This window comes from Nonomuraea cavernae (assembly GCF_014646355.1).
Classification (GTDB): Bacteria; Actinomycetota; Actinomycetes; order Streptosporangiales; family Streptosporangiaceae; genus Nonomuraea; species Nonomuraea cavernae.
Window position 1 is genome coordinate 179,837 of record NZ_BMNH01000010.1, and the last position, 22,121, is coordinate 201,957.

Consider the following 22,121-nt stretch of genomic DNA (forward strand, 5'->3'; position numbering starts at 1 on the left):
TGTCGATCTTCGAACGCTCCGCCGTCGGGCGCGGGTCAGGCGCCGTCCCTGAGCTCGCGCTTCAGGATCTTGCCGGCCGCGTTGCGGGGCAGCGACGGCACGAACACGACCGTCCTCGGCAGCTTCGGCCCCGACAGGCGGGTACGGCAGTGCGCCTCCAACTCGGCCCCGGACACCTCGGCGCCGGGCAGCCGGACGACGTACGCGGCCACCCGCTCGCCCCACTCCTCGTCCGGCAGGCCGACGACCGCGGCCTCCGCGACGCCGGGGAAGCCCTGCAGGACCTCCTCCACCTCGCGCGGCGCGATGTTCACCCCGCCTGAGATGATCATGTCCTTCTTCCGGTCGACGATGTAGACGTAGCCCTCGTCATCGCGCACCACGATGTCCCCGCTGCTCAGGAACCCGTCGTCGGTCACGCAGGCCGCCGTCGCGGCCGGGTCGCGCAGGTAGCCGCTCATCAGGTACGGCGAGCGGCTGAACAGCTCGCCCGGCACGCCCGGACCCACCGGACGGCCGTCGTCGTCCACCACCCGGATCTCCGTCATGAACCAGGGCTGCCCCACCGAGCCGACCTTCCGCCGCGCGTCGGCCGGGCGGCAGTCGGTCACGATGCCGGCCTCCGTCGACCCGTACAACTCGTGCACCCCGACTCCGGGGAAGGCGTCCAGCACCCACTCCTTGAGCGCCCGGGGCAGGGCGGCGGCGTTGAAGTAGATCGTGTCCAGGCTCGACAGGTCGTGCCGGCGCAGCGCGGCCTCGCCCAGCGCCCGGATGCCGTGGGCGTGCGTGGGCACCAGGAAGACCGACTGGGCGCGTTCGCGTTCGATCATGGCGAGCAGGTGCTCGGGGTCCCAGGCGCGCAGCATCGCGACGGTGCCGCCGGTGTGGACCGGCGCGTACCCGAAGGCGAAGCCCGCCCCGTGGTACATGGGCGCGACGGCGATCGTGCGGCGGCCGGTCGCGAGCCCCCACTCCAGCGCGGAGCCGTAGAAGGTGAGGGAGCGGGAGCGGTGGCTGATCACCACGCCCTTGGGGTGGCCGGTCGTGCCAGAGGTGTAGGCGACGCAGAACGGCTCCAGCTCGCCGACCGGCACGCGCGGGTCGGCGGACCGCGCGCCCTCGAGCGCGCTCTCGTACGGCCGCTCCGCCCCGGTCCCGCCGATCGTGAGGACGGTCTCCGGCGCCGCCCCGGCCGTCAGCCCGCCCAGCTCCTCGGCCTGGATCAGCGCCCGGCTCTGCGAATGACCGAGGACGTACGCCGCCTCGACGGGGGCCGAGCGAGGGTTGACCGGGACCATGACCAGTCCCGCCTTGGCGATCCCGCACGCCACCTCCGGGTACTCCAGCCGGTTGCCCAGCAGCACGGCCACCCGCTCTCCGGGCCGCAGCCCGGCGTCCAGCAGCACGTTCGCCAGCCGGCTGGACCGCTCGTCCAGCGCCCGGTAGGTCAGCCGCCGATCCCCGTCGACCACGGCCGCCGCCTCCGGCGTCGCGACCGCGAACTCCCGGACCCCGCCCGCGATCGACAGCGCGGCACCACCGGGCAGCAGCGGCATCGGAGCCACCTCGTTTCGCAGGAAGGAACGCCATTTCCGTAGAGCATGTCTCCCGGCTCCGGCCTCCGTCAACGGAAAGTCTGACGTTTTCCCGTACGATTGCTCCCGTGAGCACGCGCCCGCCCGCCTACCAGTCGATGGCCGCCGAGTTGCGCGCCCAGATCCTGGCCGGGGTGCTCAAACCGGGCGACCGGCTGCCCGTGGAGCCCGAGCTCTCGGCCGCCCACGGCGTCAGCCGCAGCACCGCCAGAGAGGCGCTGCGCCTGCTGGCCAGCCAGGACCTCATCGCCACCGTGCGCGGCGTGGCGGGCGGCAGCTTCGTCGTCACGCCCCGGCCCGAGCAGGTCAGCGAATACCTGCACGCCAGCCTCAACCTGCTGACCGTCGACACCCAGATCACCGTCGACCACCTGCTGGAGACCCGTGAGCTGCTGGAGGTGCACGCCACGGGGCAGGCGGCGAGGCACCGCACCGACGACGACCTGACCGGGCTGCGCGCGACGCTCTTCGACCCCTGGCAGCTGCGGCCGGAGGAGATGTACGAGCCGAACAAGGCCTTCCACACCCTGCTGCTGCGCGCCTCGGGCAACCCGCTGCTCGAAGTCGTCGCGCGGCCGGTCTTCCAGGTGCTGGACGAGCGGTTCCTGCGCCGCCGCGCGCCGGGACGGTTCTGGCACGAGATCGACCACGACCACCGTGAGATCGTCGCCCGGGTGGCCGCCCGCGACGAGGCGGGCGCGCGCGAGGCCGCCCGCGCCCACCTCGACCGGCTGCGCACCACCTACCTGGCCATCAACCGGACCCGCTCGCACGCGGCGGGCGCGATCAGCGACGCGGAGGGTCGACCCGGGCGCCGTCCGGAGTGAAGATCATCAGGCGGCTGACGTCCACGGCCACCTTGGCCGCGTCGCCCGCGCGCCAGGCCGGCCGGCCGCCGAGGCGGACGACCAGATCGGAGCGGCGGTGGAAGCCGCCGGTGGGGTTCTGGCCGACGCGCTCCTGTTCCTGCGGCTCCTCCTGCCGACCGCCGCCGAACATCCGGCGCACCACCCCGCCGAACCCGCCCGGCCCGCCGCCGCGCTCCCCGGCCCGGCCGCGCGGATCGGGCGGCTCCGGCACCGCGGCGGCGGGCACGCCGCACTCGACGTAGGCGAGCCACTCGTGACCGTGATACTCGAGCGCCCGCACCCGCCCGAAGAACGACGGCCCGTCGTACGACTCGGGGACGGGCGACAGGCCGTCCGGGCGCAGGCCCACCAGGATCTGCCCGCCGGTGTGCTGCGCGACGGCGTACGCCCTCGGATCGCTCCAGGGCATGATCAGCCGATGCGTCCCGAAGTCGAGCAGCACGAACTCGTTCTGCGGCGTGCGCACGGTCGCCGCCAGCAGGTTGAGCTGCTGGGAGTTGAGGAAGGAGGCCACGAACGCGGTCGCCGGATCGTTGTAGATCTGGGCCGGCGTGCCGACGTCCTGCAGGACGCCGCGGTTGAGGATGGCGATCCGGTCGGCCAGGGTGAGCGCCTCGACCTGGTCGTGCGTGACGTACACGGTGGTGACGCCGAGCGACCTGACCAGGGCGGAGATCTCCATGCGCAGCTCGGTGCGCATGCCCGCGTCGAGGTTGGACAGCGGCTCGTCCATGAGGAACAGCTTCGGCTGGCGGACGATCGCGCGGCCCATCGCGACCCGCTGCCGCTGGCCGCCGGAGAGCGTGCCGGGGCGGCGGTCCAGGGTCTCGTCGATGTGCAGCGCCTTGGACAGCTCGGTGACGCGCTCGAACGTCATCTCCGGGTCCGACTTGGCGATCTCCAGGGGGAAGGAGATGTTGCCGCGCACCGTCCGGTGCGGGTAGAGGGCGCCGCTCTGGAAGACCATGGCGACGTCGCGCTCGCGCGGAGGCAGGTGATTGGCCAGCTGGCCGTCGAGCCACAGCTGGCCTTCGGTGATCTCCTCCAGGCCCGCGATCATGCGTAACAGAGTGGACTTGCCGCAGCCCGACGGCCCCAGGAGCACGAGGAACTCACCGTCGCCCGCTTTCAGGCTCAGCCGATCGACCGCCAGGTGGCCGCCCGGGTAAATCTTGGTCACGTTGTCAAGTACGACCGAGCTCATGGGCCCACACCTTGCGCGCGTGTCACCTGTGACGAGGCAGATTGGAAAGGTAGTACATCGCGCCTTAACGCTGCGTGTCCACCCTTGACATGAAAGATCCCTATGGTTGGAGATTTCGGCTGTCAGGTTCGGTCAGCCGTAACGCCAAATAGTGGGGCATATAGGACACTGGAACGAGTTGCGTAAAGTTACAGCAATGAATTTCGTCGGTCAGGGCCGTCCGGGAGTTGAGATCATGACAAGTGACGTGACACTGGCGCGCCGCGTCGCGGATGTGCCGGACGTGCCCGATGCGGCCGCTGCGCGAGCCTGGCGGAAAGTAAAGTGTCCCGCATGAACGGTCACGCGCGCCTCGCCGACATCGCCGCCCAAGCCGGGGTGAGCGAGGCCACGGTCAGCCGGGTGCTCAACGGCAAACCCGGAGTCTCGGCCGGCACCCGCCAGGCCGTGATGACCGCGCTCGACCTCATGGGCTACGAACGCCCGCCGCGCCTGCGGCAGCGCAGCAACGGCCTGATCGGCCTCGTCACCCCCGAGCTCGACAATCCCATCTTCCCCGCGTTCGCCCAGGCCATCGAGAAGGCACTGACCCAGCACGGCTACACGCCCGTGCTCTGCACCCAGTTGCCCGGCGGCGCGCCCGAGGACGAGTTCACCGAGTTGCTCGTCGACCGCGGGGTGAGCGGCATCGTGTTCGTGTCGGGCCTGCACGCCGACACCACCGCCCGGATGGATCGTTACACCCGGCTCACCGACCGCGGCCTGCCCATCGTGCTGGTCGACGGCTACAGCGAGCACATCGACGCCCCGTTCATCTCGCCCGACGACCGGCTCGCCGCCCGCCTGGCCGTCCAGCACCTCGCGGACCTCGGCCACGAGCGCATCGGGCTGGCCATCGGCCCGCGCAGGTTCGTGCCGGTGATCCGCAAGATCGAGGGCTACAAGCAGGCCATGGCGCGGTTGCTCGGCGCCACCGACGTCGACGACCTGATCGCCAGCTCGCTCTTCTCCGTCGAGGGCGGCCAGGCCGCGGCCACCCAGCTGCTGGCCGCCGGCTGCACCGGCATCGTCTGCGCCAGCGACCTGATGGCGCTGGGCGCGATCCGCGCCTGCCGGCAGAAGGGCCTGGCCGTGCCCGGCGACGTGTCGGTGGTCGGCTTCGACGACTCGCCGCTGATCGCGTTCACCGACCCGCCGCTGACGACCGTGCGCAAGCCGATCGGCGCGATGGCCACCGCGGCCGTGCAGACGCTGCTCGAAGAGGTCAACGGCGCCCCGGCCAAGCACGTCGAGCTGATCTTCCAGCCCGAGCTGGTGGTGCGCGGCTCCACCGGCTCAGGCCCGCTGGTCAACCGCTGACCCACGGCGTCTGACCCACGACGTCCCGCACCGGAGCGGCCGCGTCGACCCCGTCGGGCATTCGCGACACCCACACGATGAGGGCCATCAGCAGCACCAGCAGCACGATGGCCACCACCACGGCAGTCAGGCAGCCCACGAACACGCTCCTGCGCGGCTTCGCCACCGGGAACATCCGGGGCGGCGGAAGCGGGCCCTGCCCGGTCTGCTGACCGGGCGGTCCCTGCATGGGCGACGGGCCCTGCGCTGCCGGGGGCGCCGGCCGGGCATGCCCTGACGGCGCCCGCGCGGCCGAGCCGCCCGGAGGCCCGGCGGGACGCCCTGACGGCGCCTGCACGGGCGGGCGGGCCGGTGGCGCCTGCCCGCCCGGGTGGGCCGTCGGCGCCGGCCCGGCGGGATGGCCTGTCGGCGCCTGCACGGGCGGGGCGGCGGGGGGTTGGGGCGCGGGAGGGGGCGCCGAAGGCGCCGGTCCGCCGGGGTGAACGGGACGTGGCCCGGCCGGGTTGGGCGGAGGCTGGACCGAGGAGGGGTGAGGTGGCGGCGCCTGCCCGGCGTGATGCGGCGCGGGCCGGGGGAACGGCGGCAGGTCGGAGGGGTTCCACGAGCTGGAGAGGTGCCGTGTGGCGGCGAGTTGGGCGGCGGGCTCGTCGGCCGCGCCGACCAGCTCCAGCAGCAGTTGCTTGGCGGCGGGCCTGCGGACGGGATCGGGATGGATGGCAGCGGCGACCAGCCGGTCGAGCGGCGCGGGAAGACCCCGCAGATCGGGCGGGGCGGTGCGGGCGCGCGCCGCCATGACGTAGGCGTCGCCCTCGCCGAACGGGTGGCCGCCCAGCCCGGCGTAGGCGATGAGCGAGCCCCAGGCGAAGACGTCGCCGGCGGGGCTCGTGCGCCCCTCGAACACCTGCTCCGGAGCGATCCAACCAGGGGTGCCCATCACCATGCCGGCGTTGGTGTGGCGGGAGTCGACATGGGACGAGCGGGCCAGCCCGAAGTCGATCACCCGCGGCCCGGCCAGGGTCAGCATGACGTTGGCCGGCTTGAGGTCGCGGTGGACCAGGCCGGCCGCGTGGATCGCGGTCAGCGCCGCCGCCACGCCCACGGCCGCCGAGTGCAGCACGGACGGCGTCAGGGCGCCGTGCTCGATCAGGTGGTCTTCGAGCGAGATGCCGTCGATGTACTCGGTGACGAGGTAGAGGACGCCTTCGTGCTCGCCGTGGTCGAGCACGCGGGCGGTGCAGAAGGAGGCCACCTTGCGGGCGTTGGAGACCTCCTCGTGGAAGCGCGCCCGGTAGACGGGGTCGGCGGTGAAGTCGCGCCGGATGGCCTTGAGCGCCACCCGTGAGCCGTCGGCGGCCCCGGCGAGATAGACGGTGCCCATGCCGCCCGAACCGAGGCGGCTGAGCAGCTTGTAGGGGCCGATCGCCGGTGGATCCTCGGGCGTCAGCGCGGTGCCCTCGGAGCGACCCTGCTGCCCCAACGTCGCTGTCCTCTCGCCGTCGCCGTCCCGTCGCCGCAACCGACCGATCCTCCGCCCGGCATGCCGTTCGACACCCCAGACTCTAACGGAGGAAAAGACCACCCGGTGGCTCTCCGGCGGCGCGGCGACGCCGCCGCCGGAGGCGGAGCGGAGCGGGCCGCCGTCAGCCGAGTCCCGCCGCGTCGGCGGCCAGCTTCTCCACGCGGCCCCAGTCGCCGGCCGCGAGCGCGTCGGCCGGGGTCAGCCAGCTGCCGCCGACGCAGCCGACGTTGGGCAGCGCCAGATAGTCGGGGACGCTGGACGCCCTGATGCCGCCCGTCGGGCAGAACCGAACGTCCGGCAGCGGCCCGGCCAGCGACTTGAGATAGGCGACGCCGCCCGCGGCCTCGGCGGGGAAGAACTTGAGCTCCTTGAGCCCCCGTTCGGCCAGTGCCATCACCTCGGACGCCGTGGCGGCGCCGGGCAGGAACGGCACCCCGCTCGACTCCAGCGCCTCGACCAGCGACAGGGTCGTGCCAGGAGAGACCAGGAACTTCGCCCCGGCCTCCAGCGATCCGGCGATGTCGTCGGAGGTCCGGATCGTCCCGGCGCCGATCACGGCCTCGGGCACCTCGGCGGCGATGCGGCCGATCGCCTCCAGCGCGCAGTCCGTACGCAACGTCACCTCGATCACCGGCAGGCCGCCCGCGACGAGCGCCCGCGCCACCGGCACGGCGGTCCGAACGTCGTCGATCACCACGACGGGGATCACGGGTGCGAGGTCGAGCAGGCTCATCGAAGGTTCTCCTCTGGTGCGAAGAAGGGCGCGCCGACGCCGGAGCGCTGGGCCAGCCAGGCGGCGGCGCCGGTCAGCGCCGGCTGCGGCGCGACGATCAGGGTGGTCGCGATGGTGGACAGGTAGTCGGACATGTCCGGGTTGCTGTCGAACCTGGCGCGGAAGCCACAGGCACGCACATGTTCCACGATACGGGGCAGCACCCCGCCGCCCAGGTAGACCCCGCCACGGGCGCCGAGCGTGAGCGCGACGTTCGCCGCGAAGCTGCCCAGCATCCCGCAGAACACCTCGACCGTCTCCGCGCACAGCGGGTCGTCGAGGCGCGCCACGATCTCCGAAGCGGTCAGCGGGGCCGCGGGCACGTCGTTGACCAGGGCCAGCGCCCGGTGCAGCCGCGCCAGTCCGGGACCGGACAGGACGTGCTCGGCCACCACCGGTCCGCGGGTTCCCAGCACCCGGACGAGCTCCAGCTCCCGCTGGTCCAGGACCGGCACCGTGACGTGCCCGCCCTCGCCCGGGACCGGGATCCAGCCGCCGTCCGACGGCACCAGCCCGGCCACGCCCAGCCCGGTGCCGGGCCCGAGCACGGCCTTGACCCCGGAGCCGGGCTGCGGGCCGCCCAGTGGCTCCAGATCGTCGCCACGGAGGTGCGGCAGCGACAGGGCGAGCGCCTCGAAGTCGTTGAGCAGCGCCACGTACGGGATGCCGAGGTCGCGCGCCGATCCGGCCCACGGCGAGTTCGTCAGCTCGTAGCGGTCGCCGTCGACCGGCCCGGCGAGGGCCAGGCAGGCCGCCCCCGGCCGCACTCCGCCCGCGTGGTCGGCGAGATAGGCGGCCACGGCTTCGGGGAGGGTCGCGTACTCGGCGCCGGGCAGCACCGCGACGTGGGCCGGCCGGGCGCCCGGCGCGGTGACCAGCCCGAACCTGGCGTTGGTGCCACCGATGTCGGCCACCAGCCACGGCGGCTCCAGGGCGCTCACCACGACTCGGCGCCGTTGACGCCGAAGATCCCGGCGCCCTGCTCGGCGTGACCGGCCATCCGGCGGAAGGCCGCGAACAGCTCGCGGCCGGTGCCGACCCACTGCGCGTCGCTCGGCGGCCCGCCCTCGGGCGCGCGCCTGGCCAGCTCCTCGGCCGGGACCAGCGCCTCCAGCGTCCCGGCCGCCGAGTCGAGCCTGATCATGTCGCCGTCGCGGAGCAGGGCGATCGGGCCGCCGTCGCACGCCTCGGGCGACAGGTGGATGGCCGCGGGCACCTTCCCGGACGCGCCGGACATCCGGCCGTCGGTGACGATCGCCACGCGCTGTCCCCGGTCCAGCAGCACGGCCAGCGGCGGGGTGAGCTTGTGCAGCTCGGGCATGCCGTTGGCGCTCGGCCCCTGGTAGCGGATGACGGCCACGAAGTCGCGTCCGTCCAGCTCGCCCGCCTCGAAGGCGCGCAGCAGGTCGAGCTGGTCGTCGAAGATCGCGGCGGGCGCCTCGATCACCAGGTGCTCGGGCCTGACCGCCGACACCTTGCTGACCGCGCGGCCCAGGTTGCCGTCGACCATGTGGATGCCGCCGTCGGCCGCGAACGGGGCCGACACCGGCCGCAGCACGTCCAGGTCGGCGCTGCCTCCGGTGACCTCGCTCCACACCAGCTCGCCGCCGTCCAGGGCGGGAGCCGACCGGTAGTGGCCGAGACCGGGCCCGGCCACGGTCAGCACGTCGGCGTGCAGCAGGCCCTCGTCGAGCAGGTCGCCGATGAGCACCTGCATGCCGCCCGCGTCGCGGAAGTGGTTCACGTCCGCCTGGCCGTTGGGGTAGATCCTGGTCAGCGACGGCACCACCTTCGACAGGCAGGCCAGGTCGTCCCAGGTGAGCACGATGCCCGCGGCGGCGGCCATGGCCACCAGGTGCAGGGTGTGGTTGGTGGAGCCGCCGGTGGCCAGCAGCGCGACGCAGGCGTTCACGATCGCCCGCTCGTCGACCAGCTCGCCGACGGGGGTGTACTCGGCGCCGTGCGCGGTGATCTCCACCGCGCGGCGGCCGGCCGCCCCGGTCAGCGCGTGCCGCAGCTCGGTGTGCGGGTTGACGAACGTCGAGCCCGGCAGGTGCAGCCCCATGACCTCCATCAGCGCCTGGTTGGAGTTGGCGGTGCCGTAGAAGGTGCAGGTGCCGGGGGAGTGGTAGGACTTCGCCTCGGCGTCCAGCAGCTCGGCCCGGCCCACCTTGCCCTCGGCGAAGAGCTGGCGGGTGCGGGCCTTGACCTTGTTCGGCAGCCCCGACGTCATCGGCCCGGCCGGGACGAAGATCGCGGGCAGGTGCCCGAAGTGCAGCGCCCCGATCAGCAGCCCCGGGACGATCTTGTCGCAGACGCCGAGCAGCAGCGTCGCGTCGAACATGTCGTGCGACAGCGCGATCGCCGTCGCCATGGCGATCACGTCGCGGCTGTAGAGCGACAGCTCCATGCCGGGCCGCCCCTGCGTGACGCCGTCGCACATCGCGGGCACGCCGCCCGCCACCTGCGCGACGCCTCCGGCCGCGCGCACGGCCGCCTTCAGCTCCGCCGGATACGTCTCGTACGGCTGATGGGCCGAGAGCATGTCGTTGTAGCTGGTCACGATCGCCACGCCCGGCTTGGCCGTGCCCCGCAGGGCGGGCTTGTCCTCGGCGGACGCGGCCGCGAAGCCGTGCGCCAGGTTGGCGCAGCCGAGGTGCGCGCGCGCCGGTCCGCGCCCCCGGGCCGCCTCGCCGTCGCGCCGGATCCGCTCCAGATAAACGGTACGGCTGGCCCGGCTGCGCTCGGCGATCCTGTCCGTGATCTCCTGGATGACCGGATTCACGCTTCCTCCTCGTGCCAGGCGCGACCGCTGCGGCCGAGCAGTTCGTGGGCGCCCGCGGGGCCGGTCGACCCGGCGGGGTAGGGCTCGGGCAGGTCGGCGGACGACTCCCAGGCGGCCAGGATCGGGTCGATCCAGCGCCACGCCGCCTCCACCTCGTCGCGGCGCATGAAGAGGGTCGGGTTGGCCGCGAGCACGTCCGTGAGCAGCCGCTCGTACGCCTCGGGGACCCGCGCGGTGAACGTCTCGCCGAAGCTGAGGCTGAGCGGCACCGGCTTGAGCGCCACCTCGCCGGCGCCGGGCTCCTTGGCCATGATGTGCAGTTCGATGCCCTCCTCCGGCTGCAGCCGCAGCACCAGCCGGTTGGGCGTGCCGCCGGGGAAGATGGAGTGCGGCACGTCCTTGAACTGCACCACGATCTCCGACGTCCGGCGCGGCAGCCGCTTGCCGGTGCGCAGGTAGAAGGGCACCCCGGCCCAGCGCCAGTTCCTGATCTCGGCGCGGATCGCGGCGAACGTCTCCACCCGCCTGGACGCCTCGGTCGGCGGGGTGGAGCCGGGCTCGTGCAGGTAGCCGGGCATCCCGGCGGCCTCGGTGTACTGGCCGCGCACGGTGAACCGGTCGGCCTCGGTGCCCGTGATGGGCAGCAGCGACTGCAGCACCTTCACCTTCTCGTCGCGGATCGCCTCCCGGTCGTTGCGGGCGGGGGGCTCCATCGCGGTCATGCAGAGCAGTTGCAGCAGGTGGTTCTGGACCATGTCACGCAGCGCGCCCGCGTGGTCGTAGTAGCCGCGTCTGCCGGGCGTGCCGACGGTCTCGGCGACGGTGATCTGCACGTGGTCGATCCAGAGGGAGTTCCAGATCGGCTCCAGGAAGGCGTTGGCGAAGCGGAGCACGAGCAGGTTCTGCACGGTCTCCTTGCCCAGGTAGTGGTCGATGCGGAAGATCTGCCGCTCGTCGAAGATGGCGCCGACCTCGTCGTTGATCCGGCGCGCGCTGACCAGGTCGTGGCCGAGCGGCTTCTCCAGCACCACCCGCGAGCGCGGCGTCACCAGCCCGGCCGCGGCCAGCTCGCGGCAGAACGGGCCGAACGTCCGCGGCGGGCTCGCCAGGTAGAACACCCGGTCACGCTCCTCCTGCCCGGCCAGCAACGCGGCCAGCGCGCTCCACCCGGGCAGGTCGGTGTCGTCGCCGCCGGCCCGGCGGCCCACGTCGACCGACACATGGTGCAGGCGGCCCAGGAAGCGCCGCCAGCCGTCGGGGTCGTCGGCCGGCACCTGGCGGCGTACGCCGGCGTCCACCTTGCCGCGGAAGTCGTCGTCGGTCAGTCCGCCCCTGGACATCGCGATGATGCGGGTCTCGGGGGAGAGCCGGCCGTCGCGGTCGCAGTGGTACAGCGCCGGCAGCAGCTTGCGCATGGACAGGTCGCCGGTGCCGCCGAAGACCACCAGGTCGGCGGCGTAGGCGGTGGCGGACGTCGAGAGGGGGGACACGGGGAGATACTCCGATGATCTATCAACCAAGGACAGAACGGACATTAGTGGGAAGTTTGGGTCAGGCACAAGCAGAGTTTTGCTATCTGAGATAAGAAAGTCGGGACTTTTCATTACCTAACTCGGTGTGGTTCACTTGGCCGATGTCTCGACGTACCGCCGCGAGCCTCGCCACCAGTGGTGAGGTGCTCCGCCTCATCCGCACAGGTGAGGCCGTGACCCGCGCGGACCTCGGCCGGGTCACCGGCCTGTCCCGGCCCGCGGTGCAGCTGCGCGTCGCCGAGCTGCTCGAACGCGGGCTCGTGGTGGAGCGCGCCGACGCCCCCTCCACCGGCGGGCGGCCCCCGGTCCGGCTGGAGTTCGACGCCGCCGGAGGCCTGGTGCTGGTAGCCGCGCTGGGCGCGAGCCGCACCCGGGTCGCGGTCTGCGACCTGGCCGGACGCGAGCTGGCCGGACGCGACTTCGCCATCGACGTGGAGCAGGGCCCCGACGTGGTGCTGCCGCTGCTCATGGACACCTGGGACGACCTGCTCGGCGACCGGCCCCGCTCCATGGTCAAGGGCGTGGGCATGGGCGTCCCGGCCACGGTCGAGTTCGCCGAGGGTCGCGCCGAGAGCGCCCGGGTGATGGCCTCGTGGACCGGCGTGGTGATCCCGCCCATGGTCCGCGAGCGGTTCCCGGTGCCCGTGCTGGTCGACAACGACGTCAACGTGCTGGCCATCGGCGAGCACCGCGGCGTCTACCCCGAGCTCGGCGACCTGATGTTCGTCAAGGTGTCCACCCGCATCGGCGCCGGCGTCGTCGCGGGCGGCGAGATCCTGCGCGGCGCGATGGGCGCGGCCGGCGAGATCGGGCACATCCCGGTGCGCGACGGCGGCGGCGTGCTGTGCCGCTGCGGCAACGTCGACTGCGTCGACTCCGTGGCCAGCGGCACCGCGTTGCTGCGCGATCTGCGCGCCGCGGGCAAGGACGTCAAGAGCGTCGGCGACGTGACCGCCCTGGTGCGCGCGGGCGACGCCGAGACGATGGCCATGGTGCGCGAGGCCGGGCGCCGCATCGGCGAGGTGCTGGCCGGGGCGGTCAACATCCTCAACCCGTCGGTTCTGGTGCTCGGCGGCGACGTGGCCGAGGCGTTCGGGCCGCTGGTGTCGAGCATCCGCGAGGTCGTCTACCGGCGTTCCACCGCGCTGGCGACCCGCCGGCTGCGCATCGAGCCGAGCAGGCTGGGCGCGGGAGCGGGCATCACCGGGTGCGCGGTGATGGTGCTGGACCACGTGCTGTCGCCCGACGCCGTCGACGACAGCCTGGCCAGGCGCTGAGCCGCGAGCCCGCGCCCGTCAGCCGCTGAGGCGCTGAGCGGCGAGCACCCAAGCGGCCGTCAGTCGAGCGGCGACACGGCCTCGCCGTAACCCGGTGGTGTGCTGACCGGGGCCGGGCTCAGCGCGGGAGCACCGCTGCCGGTCGGCGGGTGGGTCCGGGTGGGCACGGCCGAATAGGGCATGGCGGGCGTCACGAAGGAGCGACCGGCCTGCGCCGTGGGGCTCGTCGCCGGAGTCCCCGTGGGGTCGGACGTCGGGCGGGCCGTCGGACGGGTCGTCGGGCGGGTCGTCGGGCGGGTCGTCGGGTCGGCCGTCGGCTTCGGCGTGCGCGACGGGCGGGTGGCCGCCGGGCTGCCGCCGGCCCTGAGCGACGGCCGCGAGCTGTGGGACGGGCGCGTGACGGGCGGCCGGGTGGTGACTCCTGTGGCCCGCACCCTGATCTTCCCGGTGGACAGGGTCGTCGCGGGCTTGGCCGGCCGGTCACCGGCCTGGGCCGGGAGGCTGACCGGGGACAGCGAGGTGCCCGCCGGCCGGCCGAGGCCCAGGATCGCGGCGGCGGCCAGCATGAGGCCGCCGGCCAGCACGCCGGCGACCATCAGAACACGCCCGCGCCGCTCCGAGTCGCTCACAGCCGCCGATGATAGTGAGCCCGCGCGACCACTCGGGCGGCTCTGGGCGAATCGTGATCAAGGCGATCATCCTCCGGCCGCCCTCAGCACGCGCACAGCAGGCCCCGCAGGGCGGTCTCCAGGCAGAGGCCGGTGCGGACCGGGGACGGCCACGGGAAGCGGATCAGGGAGTCGTCCGTGCGCACCGTGGCGCCGTAGCGGTCGAGCTCCCACAGCCACACCTCGCCGGCCTCCTCGCCCAGGTGCCGGGTCACCCCGCCGGCGAGCTGCGGCCGGTGCGCGTCGTTGATGTGGGCCAGCACGCGCTCGGCCGTCTCGGCCAGCGGATCGGGTGCCGCGTCGAGGTAGTCGTCGGCGTCGAGCACCCCCGACTCCTGCCCGGTCAGGTAGATCACCTGGCCCACGTCCAACCGCAGCAACCGGGGGGCGTCCGGCTCGCCGTACCTCTCCAGGGCGTCGAACAGCGCCTCGTCGGGGCAGCGCGCCGACACCGACACCGCCGCGGCGCGCGCCTGCTCGAAGGGCACGGCCTGAGCCCAGCCCTGCACCTCGATCATCGCCCGCGGATGCTCGATCTCACCGAGGCGGCGCATCGTGGTCAGGTTGACCGCGACGACGGCGTCGTCGCACAGCCCGTGCAGCGGCTCGCCCGGCCGCACCAGCAGGACCGGACGGCCACGTTCGTCGACTCCGCCCTGGGCCGGGGCGGGCGTGCCGTCGACGGACAGCCGGGCGACGCGGGCGGTCGTGGCGAGCGTGCGGATCCGCTCGGGGATCGGCAGCATGGGCGCCTCCTTGAGGGAGCAGAAAGCGATAGGTTAGGCTTACCTAAGTAAGGTTTACCTAATCACATGGAGGCGAACGTGCGCTACACCGGTCCCAAGGTGAGGCTGTCGCGCCGCGCGGGTGTGCCGCTGACCAGGAAAGCCGTCCGCTACTTCGAGCAGCGGCCCTACCCGCCGGGCGAGCACGGCCGCAAGACCAACCGGCGCGCCATGGGCGACTACGGCACGCGCCTGCTGGAGAAGCAGAAGCTGCGCTGGTACTACGACGTGTCGGAGCGGCAGTTGCGGCGCTACTGGGACCTCGCCGTGCGCAGGCCCGGCGCCTCGGGCGCCGAGCTGGTCTCCCTGCTGGAGACGAGGCTCGCCTCCCTGGTGCTGCGGGCCGGCCTGGCGCCGTCGATCTACGCGGCCCGCCAGTACGTGACGCACGGCCACATCGCCGTCGACGGCCGCAAGGTGGACATCCCGAGCTATCTGGTGAAGCCCGGACAGGTCGTCTCGGTGCGTGAGAGGTCGCGCCGGATGCAGCCGTTCGTGGCCGCCGCCGAGGGCGTGCACGCCGACGAGCGGATCGCGCCCTACCTGTCCGTCGACCACGCCGACCTGCGGTTCACGCTGACGAGCAAGCCCGAGCGCGACCAGATCGCCGTCCCCGTGGACGAGCAGCTCGTCGTCGAGCACTACTCCCGTTGACGCCCTACTCCAGGGCTTTCTCCCGGCGCAGCTCGTTGATCTCCGCGCGGAGCGCGGCCAGCTCGGCCAGGATCAGCCGGGTCGAGGCGGCCGAGGTGTCCTCCAGCTCGGCCAGCTCGGCCCGCTCCATGGCCGACTCCTCCTCCATGGCGCTCACGACGACCGCCATGAACAGGTTGAGCACCACGAACGTGCAGATCAGGATGAAGATGGTGAAGAAGATCCAGGCCGACGGGTGCTCCTGCATCACGTCTCTGGCGATGTTGCCCCAGTCGTCGCCGGTCATCGTCTGGTAGAGGGTGAACAGCGAGGTCGGCAGGCTGCCGAAGCGCTCCGGCACGGCCTCGCCGTACATCTTGGTGGCCATCACGGCGGCCACGTACAACACCAGGGAGAGCAGCACCACGATCGAGCTCATGCCGGGCATCGCGCGCAGCAGCGCCGAGACCACGCGGCGCAGGCTGGGCACGACCGACAGCAGGCGCAGCACCCGCAGGATGCGCAGCGACCTCAGCACCGAGAGCCCGCCCGTGGTCGACAACAGCGCGATGCCGACGATCACGGTGTCGAAGATGTTCCACGGATCACGTGGGAAGCGGGCCCGTTCGACGTAGATCTTGGCCAGCAGTTCCGTGACGAAGATGTAGAGCGCCACGTGGTCGATCGCCCAGAGCACGTCGCCGTACCGGGCGGCGACCGAGGGGACCGTCTCCAGACCGAGGGTGGCCGCGTTGACCAGGATGACACCGACGATGAACTGCTGGAAACGCCGATGGTTGATGAAGGCGCGGGTGCGCTCACGCACAGGGGTGGGCTCCTCAGGACGGCTGCGGTTGCCCCACCATGATGGCGTAGATGATCACACCGTCATCAAGTATCCCGCAACCACCTGTCAAGAGATGTCCTGTGGTATAAAAACCGCCTAAACGCCGATGGATGAGGGGCCGACCGCAGATGTCCTATCCCAACTATGGCCCCTCCTACTACGGCCCGCCGCCCCAGACGCATCCCAACGGCACCACGATCCTGGTGCTGGGCATCCTGAGCCTGGTCGTCTGCGCGTTCATCGGGCCCTTCGCCTGGTCGATGGGCACCAAGGCGCTGCGCGAGATCGACGGCAGCGGTTATGTGTACGAGAACCGCGGCATGGTGCAGGCGGGACGCATCTGCGGCATCGTCAGCACCTGCCTGTTCCTAGCCGTGATCGCCTTCTACGTGCTCATGTTCGTGGTCTTCGGCGGCGCCGCCATGTTGGGCGGCCTGGACTAGCGGCCGCCGGCCGTAGTCGCCGATCCCCTTCTCCAGCAGGTCGAACAGGGCTTCGGCCTGCTCGCGCAGCTCCGGTCTGATCCGCTGCCAGCTGTCGCCCGCCTGCCTGCGCCAGAGCGCGTGACGGGCCAGCAGCCGGGTGGCGCCCAGGATCTGCCCCGCCACGAACTGCGGCGTGAGGTCGCCGGGCCCGGCGCCGGTCTCCTCCGCGATGGTGGCGGCCAGGTTGCCGTTGATGGCGTGGTCCATCTCGCGCATCCGGGCCAGCAGCGCCGGGCTCTCGAACACCAGCCGCGCGAACGCGTCGGCGCCCTCGTTGAGCCCGTAGCGCCAGTCGCCCTGGTCGATCGCCTCGAGGAAGTCGTGCCGGAAGGCCGTGACCACGCTCTCGCCCGGCTCTCGCTCGCGCACCACCCGGCTCGGCACGTCCTCGGCCTCGCTCTGGCGGTCGAGGAAGAGGTCTTCCTTGGTGCCGAAGTAGTTGAAGACCGTGTTGACCGAGACGTCGGCGGCCCGCGCCACCTCGGCCACGGTGACGTCGTCGAACCCGCGCGCCAGGAACAGCCCCATCGCCATGTCCGCGATGCGCTGCCGGGTCTCGCGCTTCTTGCGTTCCCGCAGCCCTTCGTCCATGCCTGCATCGTATCAATATTGCAGTCACTCTAAAATTTGGTCTACTCTAATTTTGGAGGCGATGAAATTGATTGAGACAGTGGGTCTGAGCAAGACCTTCAAGGGCGGCGTCGAGGCCGTCGGAGGCGTGGACCTGACCGTGGAGCGGGGTGAGATCGTCGGCTTCCTCGGCCCCAACGGCGCGGGCAAGACCACGACCATGCGCATGCTGACGACGCTGCTCCCGCCCACGTCCGGCACGGCCACCGTGGCCGGCCACGACCTGCTCGCCGACCCGCGCGGCGTGCGCCGGCGCATCGGCTACGTCTCGCAGGGCGGCGGGATCAACCCCGTCGCGCCGCCGGCCAGGGAGCTCGAACTGCAGGCCATGCTGTACGGCATGCGGCGCGAGGAGGCGCGGGCCCGCACCCGCGAGGTGATGACGCGACTCGACCTCGCCGGACTGGAGGACAGGCCAGGCGGCGCGCTCTCCGGCGGGCAGCGCCGCCGCTTCGACCTGGCGTTCGGCATGCTGCACCGGCCCGCCCTGCTCTTCCTCGACGAGCCCACCACCGGGCTCGACCCGCAGAGCCGGGCCAACCTGTGGGACCACATCCGCGCCCTGCGCGACGAGCACGGCGTGACGGTCTTCCTGACCACGCACTACCTGGACGAGGCCGACGCCCTGTGCGACCGGCTGCTGATCATCGACCACGGCCGCATCGTGGCCGAGGGCGCTCCGGCCGAGCTCAAGACCGGCGGCCGGACGCTCGACGAGGTGTTCCTCGACATCACCGGCCGGTCGCTGCGCGAGGAGGCGGGAGTATGACGATCACGGCGGAGGCCCTGGCCGGGCGCGGGCGGTTCCCGGTGCTGCGCGACACCTGGCTGCTGTTCCGCCACGACCTGGGCGCCACCCTGCGGCAGAGGGTCGGCCTCGTCTTCGGCGCCACGCAGCCGCTGCTCTTCCTCGTGCTGTTCGGGCCGATCTTCGCCACCTTCGGCACCTGGGAGACCCTGGTGCCCGGGCTGATTCTGCAGCTCGGGCTGCTGAGCTCCGGCATGGCGGGGTTCGGGGTCGTCTTCGAGAAGCGCTCGGGGGTGCTGGAGCGGATGCGGGTCACCCCGGCCAGTCGCCTGGCCCTGTTGCTCGGGCGGGTGCTCAACAACGCGGTGACGCTGATCCTGCAGACCCTGCTGCTGTTGGCGGCCGGCTTCGCCTTCGGCCTGCGGGCGCCCGCCACCGGGCTGCTGGCCGGGCTGGCGCTGGTGGTGGTGCTGGGGATGAGCCTGGCGGCGCTGTCCTACGCCGCCGCGCTCACCATGAACGAGCAACTGTTCGCGCCGGTCATATCGACCGTGGTGGTGCCGCTCATGCTGCTGTCGGGCTCGTTCCTGCCGATGTCGATGGCGCCCGGCTGGCTCGACGCGCTCTCGCGCCTCAGCCCGTTCAGGTACGTGCTCGAGGCGCTGCGCGAGTTGTTCGCCGGGCGCTACCTCACCGGCACCGTCGGCGCCGGCGTCGCGGTGACCGTGGTCTTCGCCGTGGTCAGCCTGGCCGTCGGGACCCGGGTGATCGGCCGGGTGAACGCCTGACCCGTCTCAGCCGAGGCTCTTGGCCCTGCGGCGGAGCGCGGCGATGATCCCGGCCGGGTCGATGGTCCCGTAGCCGTAGTCGTAGTCGAAGCCCACCTCGCTGCGGTCGTCGGCGGTGCGGCGCAGCAGCGAGCGCAGCTGCGACGGTGACAGCCGTGAGGAGGGCCACCGGGTGCGGACGGCGGCGACCAGCCCGGCCGCGACCGGCGTCGCCGCCGACGTGCCCGAGTCGGCCTCGCCCTCACCGAACGCCTTGGACCCCGAGAAGTGCGTGTAGGCGCAGAGGTCGGGCTTGCGCGAGGTGAGCCGCCCCGGACCCTGCGAGGAGTAGCCGACCCGGCCGCCGTTGACGTCGACGCCGCCCACCGACAGGGCCTTGGGATGGGAGTTGGCCCCGGCGATCGGCCGGTCCGGATAGGCGCACCGGCCGTCCCGGCACTCGCGCCCGCAGTTGCCCGCCGCGAACAGCACGTCCGCGCCCGCCTGGTCGAGAGCGGCCACCATCAGGTTGAACGGGTGCGCCGCGTTGTCGGAGTAGTTGCCCGGATGGCCGACCGGAAAGTCCCATTCGGGGGAGAACGAGCCCCACGAGTTGGAGACCACCAGCGCCCTGGACGCCTCGGGCTGCGCGTTGAGCACCGTGTAGAGGTGCGCGAACGCCGCCACGGCGTCGGACAGCAGGCCGTCGAGCGCCGAGCCGCCGGGCCGGGTGGACAGCAGCACCGGGACGTCGAGCACGGACGCCTGGGGCGCGCCGATGAGCGTGTCGAAGGCGCACATCGTGCCGTGGTCGACCTCGAACTCGCCCGGCCTGCCGGTCACGCCCGTGGGGCACCAGCTTCGCTGGGCGTCGAGCGTGACGTTCCTGCCGAGCTGCCGGGTGACGTGGGCGGTGTTGACGCCGGTGTCGAGCACGGCCACGGCCACCCCCGCGCCGTCGAGCCCCTCGGCGCCCAGGCCGGCGACGTCGAGCAGCCGCTCCACGTCGTGCCAGTCGCCGACCGGCGGGTCGCCTCCGCAGGTCAGCGAGGACTCGATGACCGGATCGGCGAACACGCCGGCCACGTCGGGGCGCAGCGTCTGCAGCAGGGTCACCCGGGTGGCGAGCTCGTCGTCGGAGATCGTGCCCCGCACCAGCACCGAGGCGTCCTCGGCGGCCAGCGAGAAGCCGAGCGGCTGGTTGAGGGAGAGCGGGTCGCCGCCCGCCGCCGGGATCGGCCGGGGCACGGCGACCGGGGCGAAGCCGGCGTCGAGCTCGACCCCGGGCAGGCCGTCGGCCACGTCGGCCGTGGTGACCGCGCGGGCCGGGTCGGTGACGGCCGCGACCAGGTCGGGGGAGGGGCGGAGCTGGATCAGGACCCGCATGAGTCACCACCGGTCGTGTGGGGGAAACGAACGTCCCCACATTCCTCCATCCGCACGGGCGCGTCCAGCGGTTCATAAGGGATGTGACCTGCTGAGATGCCTTAATCCGGACAGAAGTGCTTGTCGGTCGTTCCCGAGCGTCAGGCTTCCGTGTTCCCGGTCCGTTCATTACGGTGATTGCCCATGACGCTCCAGGCCCAGCAGACGGTCACAGCCGGCACCGGAGACCACTGGCTGGCGGTGCGCCCGAGACTCATCCTCGCCAGCGCCTTCATGCTCTTCCTGGAGCTGGCGCTGATCCGGTGGACCGGGTCCAACATCGTGCACCTGAGCTACTTCACCAACTTCGTGCTGCTCGGCTCGTTCCTCGGCATCGGGCTCGGGTTCCTGCGCGTGGGCAGGTCCAAGCGGCAGCCCTACTACTCGCCCGTGGTGCTGTTCGGCCTGGTGATCGTCGTCCTGACGTTCCCCGTCACCGTCGACCGCGACACCGAGGGCGTCCTCTACTGGACGAGCCTGGCGACCACCGGGCCGCCCGCCTGGCTCATCCTGCCGGTGATCTTCTGCGCGGCGGCGCTGGTCCTCATGGGCCCGGCCGAGCTGGTCGGCCGCTGCTTCCCCGAGCTGCCGCGCCTGGAGGCCTACCGCTACGACCTGATCGGCAGCCTCACCGGCATCGCCGCGTTCACCGCCCTGTCGTTCCTGAGCGCGCCGCCCATCTTCTGGGGACTGATCGCCGCCGTCGCCTACGCGCTGCTGCTCGTGCCCCGGCCGCTCGTCACCTACCTCGGCTTCGTGGTGGTGCCGTCGCTCGCCGTCGTGGGGCTGCTGCTGGCCGAGACGCTCACCGCCGGCGCCCTGTGGTCGCCCTACTACAAGGTGACCTTCCGGCAGTTCGAGCAGCTCGGCGTGCCGGTGACCGACATCGCCGTCAACGGCATCCCGCACCAGCAGGCCGTGCCCGCCGCCGCCCGCCTGGAATGGGAGCGGCAGTACGGCCTGCCGTACGAACGCGTCACCAGCCCGCCGAAGGACGTGCTCATCGTCGGGGCGGGCAGCGGCACCGACGTCGCGATCGCGCTGTCCAAGGGCGCCGGCCACGTCGACGCCGTCGAGATCGACCCCAAGCTGCGCGAGCTCGGCGGCTCCACCCACCCCGACCACCCCTACGACGACCCTCGCGTGACAACGCACGTCACCGACGGCCGGGCGTTCCTCGAACGCACCTCCAGGCGCTACGACCTGATCCTGTTCGCGCTGCCCGACTCGCTCACGCTGGTGTCGGGGGCCAGCTCGCTGCGGCTGGAGAGCTACCTGTTCACCGAGGAGGCGATGCGGGCCGCCCGCGCCCACCTCAAACCCGGCGGCGCGTTCTCCATGTACAACTACTACCGGGAGACCTGGCTGGTCGACCGGCTCGCCTCCACCGTGCAGAGCGCCTTCGGCCACAAGCCGTGCGTCGACGTGGTGAGCACCGCCGGGCAGCAGGCCGTCATCACGGCCGGCTTCACCCCCGAGGCCCAGCGCTGCGCCGCGCCCTGGGCCGGGGCCACGGCCGGCACGCCGCCGCCCGCGCTCGACGACCGGCCCTTCCTCTACCTCAAGGACGGCGACATCCCGCCGATCTACCTCATCACGCTCGGGCTGATCCTCGCCGTCAGCCTGCTGGCCGTGCGCGTCGTGGCCGGCCCCTACCGGCGGATGCGCCCGTACGCCGACCTGTTCCTGCTGGGCGTGGCCTTCATGCTGCTGGAGACCAAGAGCGTGACCGGGTTCGCGCTGCTGTTCGGCACCACGTGGGTGGTCAACGCGATCGTGTTCGCCGGGGTGCTCGTGGCCGTCCTCGCCGCCGTCGAGGTGACCCGCCGCTTCCGCACCCCGCCCCTGCCGGTCATGTACGCCGTGCTCCTCGGCGGGCTGGCGCTGGCCTGGCTGGTGCCCAACGCCTGGCTGCTGTCGCTGCCGTTGCCGCTGCGGGCGGTGGCCGCCGTGACGGTGGCGTTCCTGCCGATCTTCGCGGCGAACGTGGTGTTCGCCAAGCGCTTCGCCGAGACGGCCGACGCGACGACCTCGTTCGGGGCCAACCTGCTGGGCGCGATGGTGGGCGGGTGCCTGGAGTACCTCGCCCTGGTCATCGGCTACCAGGGGCTGTTGATCGTGGCCGCCGTCCTCTACCTGGGCGCCCTCGCCCTGCTGCCCCGAAGGCCGGCCCTGGTCTGACCCGCCCCTGTCTGACCCGCCCTTGCCTGACCGGCCT

20 protein-coding genes are annotated in these 22,121 nt (G+C 72.3%); 8 read left to right on the forward strand and 12 right to left on the reverse strand.

Annotated elements, in window-relative coordinates; all coding sequences use genetic code 11:
• Positions 1–35: 35 nt before the first annotated feature.
• Positions 36–1,559 carry a class I adenylate-forming enzyme family protein gene (locus tag IEY82_RS18675; protein WP_189125424.1) on the reverse strand — a complete coding sequence of 508 codons (1,524 nt, stop codon included), beginning with the start codon at positions 1,557–1,559 and terminating at the stop codon, positions 36–38.
• A gap of 107 nt (positions 1,560–1,666) precedes the next feature.
• Between IEY82_RS18675 and IEY82_RS18680 the strand changes: the two genes are divergently transcribed.
• Positions 1,667–2,425, forward strand: coding sequence for a FadR/GntR family transcriptional regulator (locus IEY82_RS18680; RefSeq protein ID WP_225262968.1), 759 nt, complete (start codon positions 1,667–1,669; stop codon positions 2,423–2,425).
• On the opposite strand, the gene IEY82_RS18685 is transcribed toward IEY82_RS18680, so the two are convergent.
• Positions 2,385–3,671 carry an ABC transporter ATP-binding protein gene (locus IEY82_RS18685; protein ID WP_189125425.1) on the reverse strand — a complete coding sequence of 429 codons (1,287 nt, stop codon included), beginning with the start codon at positions 3,669–3,671 and terminating at the stop codon, positions 2,385–2,387. The genes IEY82_RS18680 and IEY82_RS18685 overlap by 41 nt on opposite strands.
• Before the next feature lie 333 nt (positions 3,672–4,004).
• Between IEY82_RS18685 and IEY82_RS18690 the strand changes: the two genes are divergently transcribed.
• Positions 4,005–5,030 (forward strand): LacI family DNA-binding transcriptional regulator, encoded by a 1,026-nt coding sequence (locus IEY82_RS18690; RefSeq protein WP_189125426.1) that lies wholly within the window; start codon positions 4,005–4,007, stop codon positions 5,028–5,030.
• Here the strand turns inward: IEY82_RS18690 and IEY82_RS18695 are convergent.
• From IEY82_RS18695 to zwf, 5 genes are all read right to left on the reverse strand, one after another.
• Positions 5,020–6,507: a serine/threonine-protein kinase gene (locus IEY82_RS18695; RefSeq protein ID WP_189125427.1), complete on the reverse strand. Its 1,488-nt coding sequence runs from the start codon at positions 6,505–6,507 to the stop codon at positions 5,020–5,022. The genes IEY82_RS18690 and IEY82_RS18695 overlap by 11 nt on opposite strands.
• A 163-nt stretch (positions 6,508–6,670) precedes the next feature.
• A complete protein-coding gene (gene eda, locus IEY82_RS18700) occupies positions 6,671–7,282 on the reverse strand; it encodes a bifunctional 4-hydroxy-2-oxoglutarate aldolase/2-dehydro-3-deoxy-phosphogluconate aldolase (protein ID WP_189125428.1) in 612 nt (203 codons plus the stop codon).
• Positions 7,279–8,262: a glucokinase gene (locus tag IEY82_RS18705; RefSeq protein ID WP_225262999.1), complete on the reverse strand. Its 984-nt coding sequence runs from the start codon at positions 8,260–8,262 to the stop codon at positions 7,279–7,281. The genes eda and IEY82_RS18705 overlap by 4 nt, the downstream gene beginning before the upstream one ends.
• Positions 8,259–10,106: a phosphogluconate dehydratase gene (gene edd, locus IEY82_RS18710; protein ID WP_189125429.1), complete on the reverse strand. Its 1,848-nt coding sequence runs from the start codon at positions 10,104–10,106 to the stop codon at positions 8,259–8,261. Before edd ends, IEY82_RS18705 begins: the two co-directional genes overlap by 4 nt.
• Entirely contained in the window at positions 10,103–11,521 is a 1,419-nt protein-coding gene (zwf, locus tag IEY82_RS18715; RefSeq protein ID WP_229697610.1) for a glucose-6-phosphate dehydrogenase, read from the reverse strand. The genes edd and zwf overlap by 4 nt, the downstream gene beginning before the upstream one ends.
• 218 nt (positions 11,522–11,739) lie before the next feature.
• Here zwf and IEY82_RS18720 point away from each other — a divergent pair, with 218 nt between their 5' ends.
• Entirely contained in the window at positions 11,740–12,915 is a 1,176-nt protein-coding gene (locus IEY82_RS18720; protein WP_189125431.1) for an ROK family transcriptional regulator, read from the forward strand.
• Between the two features lie 59 nt (positions 12,916–12,974).
• On the opposite strand, the gene IEY82_RS18725 is transcribed toward IEY82_RS18720, so the two are convergent.
• Both IEY82_RS18725 and IEY82_RS18730 read right to left on the reverse strand, forming a co-directional pair.
• Positions 12,975–13,544 carry a hypothetical protein gene (locus IEY82_RS18725; RefSeq protein WP_189125432.1) on the reverse strand — a complete coding sequence of 190 codons (570 nt, stop codon included), beginning with the start codon at positions 13,542–13,544 and terminating at the stop codon, positions 12,975–12,977.
• 83 nt (positions 13,545–13,627) lie between these two features.
• Positions 13,628–14,329, reverse strand: coding sequence for a DUF2470 domain-containing protein (locus IEY82_RS18730; RefSeq protein WP_189125433.1), 702 nt, complete (start codon positions 14,327–14,329; stop codon positions 13,628–13,630).
• 78 nt (positions 14,330–14,407) lie between these two features.
• Here IEY82_RS18730 and rpsD point away from each other — a divergent pair, with 78 nt between their 5' ends.
• Entirely contained in the window at positions 14,408–15,022 is a 615-nt protein-coding gene (gene rpsD / locus IEY82_RS18735; protein WP_189125468.1) for a 30S ribosomal protein S4, read from the forward strand.
• 4 nt (positions 15,023–15,026) lie between these two features.
• Here the strand turns inward: rpsD and IEY82_RS18740 are convergent, their stop codons facing one another.
• A complete protein-coding gene (locus IEY82_RS18740) occupies positions 15,027–15,827 on the reverse strand; it encodes an ion transporter (protein WP_189125434.1) in 801 nt (266 codons plus the stop codon).
• Between the two features lie 131 nt (positions 15,828–15,958).
• Here IEY82_RS18740 and IEY82_RS18745 point away from each other — a divergent pair, with 131 nt between their 5' ends.
• On the forward strand, positions 15,959–16,291 hold the full coding sequence (locus IEY82_RS18745; protein WP_225262972.1) for a DUF4190 domain-containing protein: 333 nt from the start codon (positions 15,959–15,961) through the stop codon (positions 16,289–16,291).
• On the opposite strand, the gene IEY82_RS18750 is transcribed toward IEY82_RS18745, so the two are convergent.
• Positions 16,217–16,924, reverse strand: coding sequence for a TetR/AcrR family transcriptional regulator (locus IEY82_RS18750; RefSeq protein ID WP_189125435.1), 708 nt, complete (start codon positions 16,922–16,924; stop codon positions 16,217–16,219). The two genes, IEY82_RS18745 and IEY82_RS18750, sit on opposite strands and share 75 nt — an antisense overlap.
• Before the next feature lie 61 nt (positions 16,925–16,985).
• On the opposite strand from IEY82_RS18750, the gene IEY82_RS18755 reads away from it, so the two are divergent.
• On the forward strand, positions 16,986–17,732 hold the full coding sequence (locus IEY82_RS18755) for an ABC transporter ATP-binding protein (protein ID WP_189125436.1): 747 nt from the start codon (positions 16,986–16,988) through the stop codon (positions 17,730–17,732).
• The gene (locus IEY82_RS18760; RefSeq protein ID WP_189125437.1) at positions 17,729–18,499 is read left to right on the forward strand and encodes an ABC transporter permease; all 771 of its coding nucleotides are present in this window, start codon (positions 17,729–17,731) and stop codon (positions 18,497–18,499) included. The genes IEY82_RS18755 and IEY82_RS18760 overlap by 4 nt, the downstream gene beginning before the upstream one ends.
• Before the next feature lie 6 nt (positions 18,500–18,505).
• On the opposite strand, the gene IEY82_RS18765 is transcribed toward IEY82_RS18760, so the two are convergent.
• Positions 18,506–19,864 (reverse strand): S8 family peptidase, encoded by a 1,359-nt coding sequence (locus IEY82_RS18765; RefSeq protein ID WP_189125438.1) that lies wholly within the window; start codon positions 19,862–19,864, stop codon positions 18,506–18,508.
• Positions 19,865–20,047: 183 nt separating this feature from the next.
• On the opposite strand from IEY82_RS18765, the gene IEY82_RS18770 reads away from it, so the two are divergent.
• Positions 20,048–22,084, forward strand: coding sequence for a spermine/spermidine synthase domain-containing protein (locus IEY82_RS18770; protein ID WP_189125439.1), 2,037 nt, complete (start codon positions 20,048–20,050; stop codon positions 22,082–22,084).
• The last annotated feature ends 37 nt before the right edge of the window (positions 22,085–22,121 follow it).